This is a genomic window from Enhygromyxa salina (assembly GCF_000737335.2).
Taxonomy (GTDB): domain Bacteria; phylum Myxococcota_A; class Polyangia; order Nannocystales; family Nannocystaceae; genus Plesiocystis; species Plesiocystis salina_C.
Genome location: NZ_JMCC02000101.1, coordinates 21,298 through 33,447, shown reverse-complemented (window position 1 = coordinate 33,447; position 12,150 = coordinate 21,298). Strand labels below are relative to the sequence as shown.

Sequence of the window (12,150 nt, the reverse complement as noted above, 5' to 3'; positions counted from 1 at the left end):
GCCGCCGGGCCGGCACCGGGGGGTTCTCGCGCGCGGGGACGCGGCTCGACGAGATCGGGCGGATGTCGCTGACGCCGGAGCCGCTCGCGATGGAGATCGCCGCGCTGGCCCAGGGCCGGCCGATCGTCGACGCGGGCTGCGGGGCAGGGGGCAACGCGATCGCGTTCGCGCGGGCCGGTTGTCATGTCCAGGCGATCGAGCAGGACGCGGCCCGGCTCGAGCTCGCGCGCCACAACGCGGGTGTGTATGGGGTCGCCGATCAGATCGAGTTTGTCCACGCCGACGCGCTGACCTTCGTCGCGGCGCGTGCGGATCCTGCAGCGATCTTGTTCGTCGATCCGCCGTGGGGCGCAAACTGGGATCGCAGCGGCTGCGATCTGGCCGCGCTCCCGTTGCTCGCGGGCATCCTCCCGCTTGCGCGCAACTTCGCCGCCCTGTGGGCCAAGGTCCCGCCCTCGTTTGCGACCGCGCAGCTGCTGGAAGGTGCCAGCGGCGACGCGCGGGCGATGTTTGGCGCGGCCGAGGGCGACGAGCGTCGGGTCAAATTCGTGCTGGTGAGGCGCGCGTGACCAGCTCGACCGAACAGACCACGACCGCGACCCATGGCCCGGGCCCCCCAGAGACCGAGCGCGGGCCGGCGCCCGTCGAGCCGCGGCGGGGCCAGGAGGTTGGGCGCTACGTGGTGTTGGAGCGGCTGGGCGCGGGGGCGATGGGGGTCGTGTTCGCGGCCTATGACCCCGAGCTCGATCGGCGCGTGGCCGTGAAATTGCTGCGCCCGCGTGGCCGCGATCAGGCCAGCGCCCGGGCTCGCCTGGTCCGCGAGGCGCAGGTGCTCGCCAAGCTCGCCGACCCCAACGTCGTGACCGTGCACGACGTGGGCGACCACGCCGGGCAGGTGTTCGTGGCGATGGAGTACGTGCGCGGCGTGACCTTGGACGAGCGGGTCGCCGGGACCGAACACTGGAAGTCGACCCTCGAGCTGCTGTTGCAGGCAGGCCGAGGGCTCGCGGCCGCCCACGAGGCCGGTCTCGTCCACCGCGACTTCAAGCCCCACAACGTGATGGTCAGCGACAAGGGGCGCGTGCGGGTCATGGACTTTGGCCTCGCGCGGGTCGACGCAGCGCCTGACCCGAGCGCGGGCGCGGGCGCGGGCGTGGGCGTACCTGGCGACGGCGACGGCGACGGCGATGACGTCGCTGGGACGACAGCCAAGGGATCCCTCAGCCAGAGCGGCACGATCACCCGCGCTGGCGCGCTGATGGGCACGCCGGCCTACATGGCCCCGGAGCAATTCGCCGGGTGCCCGGCCGACGCCGCGAGCGATCAGTTCGCGTTTTGTGTGACCTGCTTCGAGCTGCTCTACGGTGAGCGACCCTACCGGGGCGAGACCGTCCCCGAGATCGCGGCCGCGGTCACGCTTGGCGAGGTGGTGCCGCGGCCGGCGGGGACGCGGGTCCCCGCTTGGATCCACCGCATCATCGTGCGTGGCCTGAGCCGCGATCCAGCGATGCGTTGGCCGTCGATGCGCGAGCTGATCGCGGCGCTGGAGCGCGATCCCTCGGTCACGCGCACGCGATGGCTGACGGTGATCGCCGTGACCCTCGCGGTCGGGGTTGCGATCTTTGGTCAGTATCAAGCCAGCGATCACGGCAAACAGACTGACCGAGCGGTGCAGTTCTGCGCGGGGCTGGATCAGCACTTGGTGGGTGTCTGGGATCCCGAGCGCCGCGCGGCCACGCGCGCGGCCTTGCTCGCCACCGAGCTGGTCTACGCCAGCGCGACCTGGGAGCGGGTCGAGGCCGGACTCGACGCCTGGAGCACCGCGTGGGTCGAGCATCGGCGTGACGCGTGTCGGGCCACCCACGTCCGCAAAGAACAGTCAGAGCAGGTCCTCGATCTGCGCGTCAAGTGCCTCGACGAGCGCCTGCGTGACTTTCGAGCCACGGTCGAGCTGCTCGCCCACGCCGACGCGACCGTTGCCGAGCGCGCGGTCGAGTTCGTCGGCGCGCTGCCGAGCGTCGACGCGTGTGCCGACGTCGCGCGGCTGCGGGCCCGGGTCCCGCCGCCCACCGACCCGAAGATCGCCAGCCGGATCACGCGGCTCGAAGACGACCTCGCCCGGGCCCGGGCGGCGTATCGTGCGGGTAAGTACTCCGATGGCGCCGCGCTGGCCGAGCCGATCTTGGTTGAGGCGCGCGAGCTCGGCTACCCGCCGTTCTTGGCCCGTGCGCTCGGCGTGGTCGGGATACTGCGTCAACAGCTCGATCCCTCCGGGGACGCGGCGACGCTGCTCGACGAGGGCTACATGTTGTTCGTCGCCAACAACATGACCGCCGAGGCGAGCGAGGTGGCGTCGTACGCTGCCAAGCTGATCGGATACGGGCTGGGCCGCCACGCCGAGGGGCTGACCTGGGCGCGCCACGCCGAGGCGCTCGCGCGGGCGGCCCAGAACGACGTCTTGCTCGCGGCTGCGTTCGCGGCCCAAGGCGAGGTGCTCAACGCCCAAGGCCGGCCACACGAGGCGCTCGAGGCCCATCAACGCGCGCTCGAGCTGCGCGAGCAGGTGTTGGGTCCGCGCCACCGCCTGGTCGCCCACAGTTGGTCCAGCCTTGGCACCGCAGCGGGGGCCGACGGTGACCACGCGGCCGCGATGCGGCACCAGGAGCGGGCGCTCGAGCTGGTCCGCGAGGCCTTGGGCGCCGAGCACCCGGAGGTCGCGGACGTGCTCAACAACATGGGCAACGCCGCCTATGCGCTCGGTGATCTCGACCGCGCGATCGAGCTCTACACGCAGTCCCTTCAGATCCGCGAGCGCGCGCTGGGGTCGGAGCACGTCGAGGTCGCGGACGTGCTCAGCAACCTCGGCAACGCCCGCGCCGAGCGTGGCGAGGCCGAGCAGGCCCGCGCGCTGCTCGAGCGCGCGCTGGCGATCCGCGAGGCCACCTTGGATCCCAACCACCCCGACGTGGGCGCGAGCTTGAGCAACCTGGGGGTCGTCGTGCTCGATGGTGGCGAGATCGAGGCCGCCCGCGAGCTGTTTCGGCGGGCGGTGCAGGTCAAGGAGTTGGCGCTGGGCCCCGATCATCCAGGCCTTGCGAGCGCCTTGACCAACCTCGCCGTGACCGAGGCACAGCTGGGTAATTTTGTCGACGCCAGCGCACGGTTGACCCGTGCGCTGCAGATCCGCGAGGCGGCGCTGGGTCCCGATCACCCCAAGTTGGCGTTCACGCTCGACGGGATCGGCGAGATGAACATGCTCATGGGCGAGCCCGCGCAGGCCGTGGCGCCGCTCGAGCGGGCGCTGGCGCTTCGCTCGGCGCAGGCCGGCGATCCCAAGCTCCTCGCCAAGTCGCGCTTCGATCTGGCCAAGGCCCTGTGGGCGTCGGGGCGGCCGCGCAGCCCCCAACGGGTTCGGGCGCGCGCGCTCGCGGAGCAGGCGGAGGTTGGGCTGGCCAAGGCCGGCGAAGGGGCCGCGTCGATGCTCGCCGAGGTTCGCCAGTGGCTGCACGATCACCCATCGACGTGACTCGGGCGCCCCCCATGTCTGTAAAACCTGCCGGTCGACTCAGCGCAGCAGCACGACCGTGGTGTGCGGCCCGGGCTCGAGCTTGACGTGGACGATCCCCGCCTCGAACGCCCAGCCCCGCTCGGCGTCGGCGAGCGCGGCCGCGTCGAGCTGGGGGAGCGGGCCAAGCTGATCGCCCACGCTGATCGGCGCCTCGCTCAGCCCGACGACCTCGTAGCTCACGCCCGCTGCAAACACGGCGCCGGGCTTGTTCGACAGCTGGATCGTGGGCCCAGAGGTGACCTGTTCCAGCTCGGTCTGATCGAACAGGGTCAGCGCTGCGTGAGGCCCCGCGCTGGTGCGGATCGTCAGGCGGCCGGGCGCGGTCGCGTAAGAATCGACCTGGCCCGGATCCGTACCTGGGACGGTGGTGGGCGCGAGGCTGTCGATCGTGGGCCGCAGCATCGGCACCAGCTGGCCCGCGCGCAGGAACAGGGGCGGGCGGCCAAGCGGCGCGTCGATCGTCTGAGTGGTCGCGCCGGGGCCTGGCGCGTCGACTACCTCGCCCGTCCACCAGTGGTGCCACTGTCCCGGCGGGAACGTGACCTCCCGGCTCACGGCGCCCGCGTCGATGACCGGCGCGACCAGCAGCGCGTCGCCAAGCATGTAGTCGAAGCTGGGGTGGACGCCGAGCTCGGGGAACGCCAACCCCAGCGGTCGCGCGATCGCCCGGCCCCCGTCGCTCAGGGCCATGATGTGGGTCCAAAAGTAGGGGAACAGCCGCAGGTGCAGGCGCGTGAGCTCGCGGTAGGCCGCGAGCACGCTGTCGTCGAACTCCCAGGCCACGTCGTTGCTGCTGGTGCCGATCTGCATCACGGGCATCAGCGCCGCGTACTCGGTCCAGCGCACGAAGGTCTCGGGGGATGGCGGTGAGTGGCGGTAGCCGCCCGTGTCCGAAGCAAACAGCGGGAACCCGCTGGGCCCCAACGACAGGCCCGCGACGATCGCCGCTGGCAGCCCGCCGACGCCGGTGTAGTTGTTGCCGCCCCGCTCGAACACCTCGCCGTGGCGGGTCATGGTCGCGTCGAGATCGCCGGGCCAGATCACGTCGACGTTGGCCTGATCCCCGTGGGTGCCCGTGCGCGTGAGCAAGAACCCGCCCGTGTCTGGCAGCAGCTCTTGGTAGGCCTGGTGGTACAGGCGCGCGTAGTGCTTGTGCATGGTCCGCTCGCTCGACCCATCGGCGAAGCTCCACACCGTGCGGATCCCGTTGATGCCAACCGTCACGTCCTCGCCGTAGTCGAGCTTGAAGCCCTCCACGCCCATCGCGGTGTACAGCTGGATCTGGTCTTGCCAGAACGAGTACGCGGCCGGGTTGGTGAAGTCGATCGGCTCGTCCCAGTTCGAGGTCAGCAGCGCGGTGGCGGGCGGAAAGTAGCCGTTTTGCTCGGCCTCGAGCCGCAGCGGCGCGACGGCAGGATCATCGGCGTCGAGGTAGGGCGTGTGCCACAGGGCGAAGCGCAGGCCCATCGCGTGGGCCTGATCGATCATCGCCTGCGGATCCGGGAACTGGGCCGGCTCGAAGTCGAAGCTGTTGACGCCGCTGGCGTAGGGCCGATCCACCCAGATCCCCGAGGTCGCGAGATCGAGGTCCCGCAGGGTCTGGATGTCGGCCTCGACCTCCGCTTGATCTTGGTTCTCGTCGCGCCAGATCCACGGGCCGAGCGCCCACGGAGCGGGCAGGTGGGGGTAGCCGCTGACCGCGTAGTAGTGGGCGGTGATGTCGAGCGGGTGGTCGGCGCCAAACAGGTAGAAATGCAGCCCGGTCGGCGTGTCGGGGCCGGTGCCGACCGTGGCGATCACCGTGTCGCTCGCGGTCTTGGCCACGTCGAAGGTGCTCGCGTGATCGTCGTTGATGTACAGGCCCCAGCCGCGGGTGCCAGTCAGGAACGGGACCGGCACGTGGGCCTCGTTGGTGCTGCTCTCGAGGGCGGGATCGAACTCCAGCGCGAGCGCCCGCAGGGTGCCGCGGTGCTCGGGCCGATCGAACAGCTCACCCAACCCATAGAAGCCCTCTTCGGTGTCGACGCGGGGCGCCAGGCGCAGCATCGCGTGCTCGGGTCCGCCCGCGTTGGGGGTCCAGCGGGCCTCGTAGCGGCCCGGGGCCAGGCGATCGACGATCAGCTGGGCCGTGGCGCCGCTCGTGTAGGTCAGCGTGGCCTCGAGCTGATCGGGCGTGTTGGTGAGCGTCTGCGCCGACGCGACGATCCGCCACGCGTCGGGCTCGATGAACAGCGGGTCGTAGCTGCTGGCGTCGTTGATCGTTGCGACCTCGCCAAGCGCGAACGCGTCGGGGCCAAAGCTGAGCAGGACCTCGTCGCCGCGGAGCAGGCGTAGCTCGGGGGTGCGCTCGATCCACTCGAGGGTGATCTCGGCCGGCTCGCCGTCGCCATCGCCATCGCCGTCGCCGTCTCCGTCGCCGTCGCCGTCGCCGTCACCAGTCGTGCTCGTGTCTGACGTCTCGCTGGTCGCGGTGGAGCTGACGGTATCGGTGTTGCAGCCCCAGCATGAGGCCAGCACGGCCATGAGGACGATCGGCGGTCGGCGCATCCGGTGGTTGTACCTTCTGCGCGCCCGATCGGGGCCATCACAGGCAGGTGTTGTTCGCGTCGTCGCAGCTGCTGCAGCAGCCCGATCCCTCATACCCACACATCGTGCCCGTGCCGCGGCAAGACTCGAAGATCACCGTCACCTTGCCCGATCGCGACGCATCGTCGACGACCGTGAATTCGACGCGGCGATAGTCTCCGCTCGCAACCGTGGTCTCGATGGTCTGGCCCTCGAAGTCCATGTAGTCGGCGGCCCCCGAGACGGTCGTCCAGCTGTATCCGGTGATCGGGTGGCCCTGCGGCGAGCTGCCGGTTCCGGTCAAGCTGATCGTTGATCCTTCCTCGACGACCACCGTTGTGGATTGATCGCGCCCGCTGAACTCACCCGTCGCGTCGCCGGTCCACGTCACCGTGGGCACGGGGTAGATCCAGTCCGAGTCGGGCACGCAGAACTCGCCGCTGTCGCCACACAGATAGCGGTCGGGGCAGCCCGCCTCACAGGTTGGCTGGCAAAAACCATCGGAGTCATCGGTGCTGGCGCCGAAGAACTCTTTGATCGGATCGACGACCGGGGCGAAGATCGAGTCGTGGCTGACGCAGCGCCAGCCATCGAGACAGTCAGACGTGACCTCGCCGCTCTCGGCACAGTCGCCGCTTGGACAGTCACAGCGACTGTGGGAGCACAGCCCGTAGCTGGTGCACACCTCGGTCGTGCAGTCTTTGTCGGCGTCGCAGACCTCGCCATCGGTGAGCGCGGGCTCGAACAGTCCACATCCAACCGCGCTCGACATCGCCAGACCCATCGCCAACACCGCCCATTTGGTACATTCGCTGAGCCTGCCCATGCGGGTAAATTATCACGGCGCGAGGGCCCGCGGGACGTGCGCTGCGCTGCACAGTGTCGCGGGCCACGGCCCATGGGCACGACCGCGCAACCAGGACGTCCGCGTCATCTTCGTACTGCGCACGATCGTAGGGGCATTGCTGCCCCTCGAGATCCATATCAACCGCTGATCAGTCCGCGACCGGAAACAGCGCCAGATCGGTGATGAAGTCGCGCTTGCCAACACCCACCCCAGCCGCGCGCAGCAACGCATACGCCGTGGTCACATGAAAGTAGAAGTTGGGCACTGCCATCTGCCGCAGGTAGTCGGCGCCCCTGATCCCCATGCCGGGGAGGAAGCTCATCCGAACCTCGCGCTCGGCACCGCCGTCGACCGCCCGCTCGTCGAGCCCCTTTAGAAACTCGAGCGTGGTTGCGATGCGGGCCTTGAGCTCGGCCATGGTCGTCTCGGTGTCGGGGTTGGACGGGGCTTCGACGCCGGCGAGCCGAGCGCCCGCGAACTTGGCCGCGTCACAAGCCGCCTGGATCTGAAACGAGAGCGGCCGCATGTCCGGGGCCAGACGAAACCCGGCGAAGTCATCCGCCGAGAACTCCTTGGCCTCCGCGAACGCGATGGCCTTGTCGAGGCACCCGTCGATGTTGCGGAGCATCGAGGACATTTGGAGGACGCTGTATTGGTAGAGAGACATCGACGCGACGATCCGGCGTCTGCTTGGGGCGGTCAATACCCAAGCGGGGAGGGCGGCCGGATCACGGGGCCTCACGGAAGTCTTGCTCGATCAGCCCCAGGATCAGCGCGCGCAGCCGCGGGTCGAGCTCGGTCTGCGCCAGGCGCTGGTCGAGGGTCTCGCGCTGGATCAGCCCGTGGCGGATCACGGCGCGCACGAATTCACGATCCTTCTCGCGGTTGGCCGCGTACTTCGAGACCACGAGGTCGTGAACCTCGAGACACCAGCCCGTCGCGCCCCGGGTCCTCGCGTTGTTGACCGGGATCAGGCGGTGCTGCCATCCCTGCGCGAGCGTGGCGGTCTGCTCCCCGACGCCCTGGGCGTAGTAGCCGAAGGTCTGGTGGAACGGCGACAGCTCGCCGATCGATCCGTCGACCAGCTCCGCACGCTCGGGGAAGTTGCGCGGGTAGACGTCGGCCTCGTTCGAGATCAGCAGCTCCTCGGGCGCGTCCGGGAATTGGCCCAGGATCGACTGACTGCCAATGATGATGATCTCGTCGTCCTCGGCGATCGTCGAGCAGGCTCGGATCAGGTGCTCGAGCTGCGCGCGCTTCATGGGGTCTCGAGTTGTTCACGGACGCTCGCCCACAGCCGCCAGCGCGTGCGTGGATCGAGGGCCCCGGCAAAGGGCGTGCATTGGCGCAGCGCGCGGCCATGCTCGCTTGGATCGATGATCGCCACCGCGATCCCGGCGACATCTCGCGCGAGGAGGTCGCGCCACGCTTCGGCGTAGGCTCGCGCGACGCTGCGATCCTCCAGCCACGACGCCACGCGCTCCCGGGCCATCTCCAGCAGCTCCGGTTCGTCAGCGAGCCGCGCCGCGATCAGCTGATGCGCCGCCAAGCTGCGGGCTTCCGCCAAGCGATGCGGATCGGTCGCCATGGACACCATCATAGACTGATCTCAGCGGGGGCGAGGTCTCGCATCCGCTTGGGCGCACCAGGGGTCCGGATCGGGGGTCCGGACCCGCTTCGCGGTAGCGCCGGCTCAGTCGCTGAGCTTGGCCTTGAGCAGATCGCCAAAGCTGCCGACCTGGGTCGACGGACCCCCGCTCTGCTTGGCCCGAAACTGCCGGTAGTTGCTGCGCGCCTGCTCTTCTTCAACGCGGCGCATCGAGAAGCGCGTGCGGCCCTTCTCGTCGGTGCCGATCGCAACAACCTGCACCTGCTTGCCAACCGGGAACGCCCGGCGAGGATCGCCGCCCGGCGGCAAGTCCAGCTCGCGCGTGGGCACGATGCCGCCGCCGGTCGCCGTCTCCACGAACACCCCAAACGCCTCGACCTTCACGACCTCGGCGTCAACGACCTGCTTGTCGGCGCCCGCGCTCGCGGTCTGGGTGCCCTCGGCCAGCTGCGTGGCCTGGCGCAGCGACAGCCCGATCCGCGTCGCGCCCTCCGCCGTCTGCTCGACGCTGAGCACCTTCACGCGGATCTGCTCGCCCACCGTGACGACGTCCTCGACCCGATCCACGCGACCGTGGCCCAGCTCCGACACGTGGATCAGCCCTTCGATGCCGCCGAGATCGATGAATGCTCCGTAGGGCTGGATCGCCTGGACCGTGCCCTCGACGATCTGCCCGACGCTCAGGCTCTCGAGCGTCGCGCGACCCGTGATCGCCCGCTCGTCTTGCAGCAGGGCCTTGCGCGAGACCACGACCGAGCGGCCGTTGTCGCGGATCTCGAGCACCTTGAACTGCATCGTCTGCCCCTCGTAGATCGAGATGTCGGGCGTGAACGAGATGTGCACGTGCGACGCCGGACAGAACGCCCGAATCTTGCCGATCTGCACCTCGAGCCCAGCCTTGACCGCCTTCGACACGGTGCCCTCGACCGGCGCCCCAGCCTCGAGCGCCGTCTCGAGCCCCGCGAGCCCGCTGCCAGCGTTGAAGCGCATCACCAATTTGGGATGGTCACCGCCCTCGGCCACCGTCGCCCGCAGCCGATCACCAACCTTGACGGTCAGCTCACCGTGCTCGTTCTCCAGCTCATAGCGGGCGATCTCAGCCTCGGCGCGGGTGCCAGCGTCGACGAACACCGCGTCCTTGCCGATCTGCACGACGGTGACCTGCACGCTGTCGCCAGTCGACAGCCGCTTGTAGGTCCCGCCCTTGCCCGTCGCCAGCGAAGTCTCGAACATCGCCGCGAAATCCTCGTCTTGCGCCATGGCAGACTCGTACCATTTTTTTTACCCCCCCGGCCGGCTTCGCACCTCGCAGGTCACTCGCTGCGCTCGCTCCCAACGGGCTGGCTGTCCGCAGGGGCATGTGTGGCCCCCTAGAAGGGGGCTCTCGTCTGGGTACCTACAGCCATCGCACGCCGCTCCATTCTCGTTCTGGGCGCGGGGAGCATCATGGACCGCGTAGAAGGCGTAGAAGGGGTTCCGGGGGGCGGCGCATCGTTGGCCCCCTAGAAGGCGTAGAAGGGGGCTCTCGTCTGGGTACCTACAGCCCTCGCACGCCCTCTCGTTGTGGGCGGGGGGCATCATGGACCGCGTAGAAGGCGTGCCGTGGGTGGCGCATCGTTGGCGGCCTGCGCGGCGGAGGTCATCTTTGAAGCTGACCGCGGGCACGGCGAGCCCCCTTTAGGGGGCCACACATGCCCCTGCGGACAGCTAGCCCGTTGGGAGCGAGCGCAGCGAGTGACCGCAGAGTGCGAAGGCGGCCGGGGGGGTCTAAACAAGCCCCCTTTAGGGGGCCACACATGCGCCTGCGGACAGCTAGCCCGTTGGGAGCGAGCGCAGCGAGTGACCGCAGAGTGCGAAGGCGGCCGGGGGGGTCACGGTAGCTCTACTTCGTAGTCGGCTGGCTTGAGGTCGGGCAGCTGCGGTGGGCGCTCGGTGACCGAGCGCGGCTGCCACTTGGTCATGACCTCGATGTAGCCATCTTTGCGCACGATGATCTCGTGGTCGCGCGAGTCACCCACGGGGACCTCGAGAGTGCAGGGGGTGTCGCACTTGTACTCGTCGTCCAGGAAGACCTTCGAGCCTTCGACGTTGCTGGAGATCATCGCCCGGTTCTTGGGCAGGTCGTCGACGTTGATCTCGCCCGGCTTGGGGTCGGTGGCCGCCATGCCGGGGGTGCCGGTTGCGCCGGACTCGCCCGTGTTGGACTTGTTGGACCCGAACAACATGGCGCTGACGATGATCACGAACGAGACACCGAGGCCGCCGATCACCAGCTTGCTCGCGGTGCTCAGACCCGTCGCGACGGCGATCGGCGAGGTGGCCCCCGTGCCGATCGGGGTGTCGGTCGCGGAGATCGGCCCGGTGGTGTTGGAGCCGCGCCGCAGCGCGCTGTCGGGGTTGGGCGAGGGGCGGCCTTCGTCGCGGGCGCGCGCGGCCCCGATGCACTCGCCAAGCAACCCGGCGAAGCGACCGCAGTCTTGGATTCGTTTGCCGCGATCTTTTCGCAGCGCCATCATCAGGACCTTGGCGGTCTCGCGGCAGCAGTGCCGCGGGGTCGGGACCTTGGTCTTGACGTGCTTGAGCATCGTCGCCATTGGCGACTCGGCCGAGAACGGCGGCCGGCCCTCAATCATCTCGTAGAGGATGCAGCCGAGCGAGTAGATGTCTGTGCGGTGGTCTAGCGGCAGGCCGTTGCACTGCTCGGGCGACATGTACTGCGGGGTCCCAAACACCTCGCCCGCGCGGGTCAGCTTGGTCGCGTCGAGTCCGCCCGCGATCCCAAAGTCGAGCACCTTGACGACCGTGCTGACGCCAACGCTCTCGATGAAGATGTTGTCGGGCTTGAGGTCGCGGTGGAAGATGCCGTTCTCGTGCGCCTCGGACAGGCTCTCGGCGATCTGGCGGGCGTGCTGCAGGGCCTCGATCTCGGGGATCCGGCCGCGCTCGAGCCGCTCGGCCAGGCTCTCGCCGGTGAGCAGCTCCATGACCATGTAGGGCCGGCCGTCTTCGGCGGAGCCGTGCTCGAACACGCGGATCGTGGACGGGTGACGCAGCCGCGTCGTGACCTCCATCTCGCGCTTGAATCGGGTCAGGAATTTGCGGTCCGAGAGGCACTCGCTGCGCACGACCTTGATCGCCACGCTGCGATCGACCTGGGTGTCGTAGGCCTCGTAGACGACGCCCATGCCGCCTTCGCCGATGACGCGAGTGATGTCGTAGCGGCCGGCGATCTGGTGACCGACGTCGTCGCTGAACACCATCTCCATGCTCATGCTCGAACCGGACGCTTCGCGACGCGGAGCGGTGGGTCCCTGCGGTCCGCGCTGCGGCGGCCGCCCTTCTGATCGTTTAGGCATGGGAGGACAAAGTCCGGGACTTCTCGGGATCAACGCCAGCTGGCTGGCTCCGGCCCGAGTATTCCAGGAAAGCAGGGCAGAGTTTAGAGCACACAGGGCTCGTTGCCCGGATTTTTCTACGTGAGTGCGCGCCTTCCGCTGGCCTCGTGAGTCCGCGGTCGGCGGATCCGCGTCCCGACCGGAAGACCAGGTTCGCGATTGGGGA

General features: G+C 69.1%; 9 protein-coding genes. 2 read left to right on the top strand and 7 right to left on the bottom strand.

Annotated elements, in window-relative coordinates; genetic code table 11:
• Positions 1–569: methyltransferase domain-containing protein (locus DB30_RS31485; RefSeq protein ID WP_146661454.1), on the top strand; the 569-nt coding region annotated here is incomplete at its 5' end.
• Positions 566–3,526, top strand: a complete 2,961-nt coding sequence (locus tag DB30_RS31480; RefSeq protein WP_052556002.1) for a serine/threonine-protein kinase — start codon at positions 566–568, stop codon at positions 3,524–3,526. The genes DB30_RS31485 and DB30_RS31480, both read left to right, overlap by 4 nt.
• 39 nt (positions 3,527–3,565) lie before the next feature.
• On the opposite strand, the gene DB30_RS31475 is transcribed toward DB30_RS31480, so the two are convergent.
• The 7 genes from DB30_RS31475 to DB30_RS31445 all read right to left on the bottom strand — a co-directional run bounded on the left by DB30_RS31475 (position 3,566) and on the right by DB30_RS31445 (position 11,861).
• Positions 3,566–6,115 carry a glycoside hydrolase family 31 protein gene (locus DB30_RS31475; RefSeq protein ID WP_052556000.1) on the bottom strand — a complete coding sequence of 850 codons (2,550 nt, stop codon included), beginning with the start codon at positions 6,113–6,115 and terminating at the stop codon, positions 3,566–3,568.
• Positions 6,116–6,152: 37 nt separating this feature from the next.
• Positions 6,153–6,959 (bottom strand): hypothetical protein, encoded by an 807-nt coding sequence (locus tag DB30_RS31470; RefSeq protein ID WP_052555998.1) that lies wholly within the window; start codon positions 6,957–6,959, stop codon positions 6,153–6,155.
• 169 nt (positions 6,960–7,128) lie between these two features.
• On the bottom strand, positions 7,129–7,647 hold the full coding sequence (locus DB30_RS31465) for a DUF1993 domain-containing protein (protein ID WP_052555996.1): 519 nt from the start codon (positions 7,645–7,647) through the stop codon (positions 7,129–7,131).
• A gap of 61 nt (positions 7,648–7,708) precedes the next feature.
• Positions 7,709–8,242: a DUF6036 family nucleotidyltransferase gene (locus tag DB30_RS31460; protein WP_052555993.1), complete on the bottom strand. Its 534-nt coding sequence runs from the start codon at positions 8,240–8,242 to the stop codon at positions 7,709–7,711.
• Positions 8,239–8,568: a hypothetical protein gene (locus DB30_RS31455; RefSeq protein WP_146661452.1), complete on the bottom strand. Its 330-nt coding sequence runs from the start codon at positions 8,566–8,568 to the stop codon at positions 8,239–8,241. Before DB30_RS31455 ends, DB30_RS31460 begins: the two co-directional genes overlap by 4 nt.
• A gap of 105 nt (positions 8,569–8,673) precedes the next feature.
• On the bottom strand, positions 8,674–9,849 hold the full coding sequence (locus DB30_RS31450) for a 30S ribosomal protein S1 (protein ID WP_052555989.1): 1,176 nt from the start codon (positions 9,847–9,849) through the stop codon (positions 8,674–8,676).
• A 611-nt stretch (positions 9,850–10,460) separates the two neighbouring features.
• Positions 10,461–11,861 (bottom strand): serine/threonine protein kinase, encoded by a 1,401-nt coding sequence (locus DB30_RS31445; protein WP_165704040.1) that lies wholly within the window; start codon positions 11,859–11,861, stop codon positions 10,461–10,463.
• Between the last annotated feature and the right edge of the window lie 289 nt (positions 11,862–12,150).

Excerpts from the sequence above, each read along its gene's own strand:
- DB30_RS31470 (WP_052555998.1), bottom strand. The coding sequence starts at position 6,959 with ATGGGCAGGCTCAGCGAATGTACCAAATGGGCGGTGTTGGCGATGGGT.
- DB30_RS31465 (WP_052555996.1), bottom strand. The coding sequence starts at position 7,647 with ATGTCTCTCTACCAATACAGCGTCCTCCAAATGTCCTCGATGCTCCGC.
- DB30_RS31445 (WP_165704040.1), bottom strand. The coding sequence starts at position 11,861 with ATGAGCATGGAGATGGTGTTCAGCGACGACGTCGGTCACCAGATCGCC.
- DB30_RS31455 (WP_146661452.1), bottom strand. The coding sequence starts at position 8,568 with ATGGCGACCGATCCGCATCGCTTGGCGGAAGCCCGCAGCTTGGCGGCG.
- DB30_RS31475 (WP_052556000.1), bottom strand. The coding sequence starts at position 6,115 with ATGCGCCGACCGCCGATCGTCCTCATGGCCGTGCTGGCCTCATGCTGG.
- DB30_RS31460 (WP_052555993.1), bottom strand. The coding sequence starts at position 8,242 with ATGAAGCGCGCGCAGCTCGAGCACCTGATCCGAGCCTGCTCGACGATC.
- DB30_RS31450 (WP_052555989.1), bottom strand. The coding sequence starts at position 9,849 with ATGGCGCAAGACGAGGATTTCGCGGCGATGTTCGAGACTTCGCTGGCG.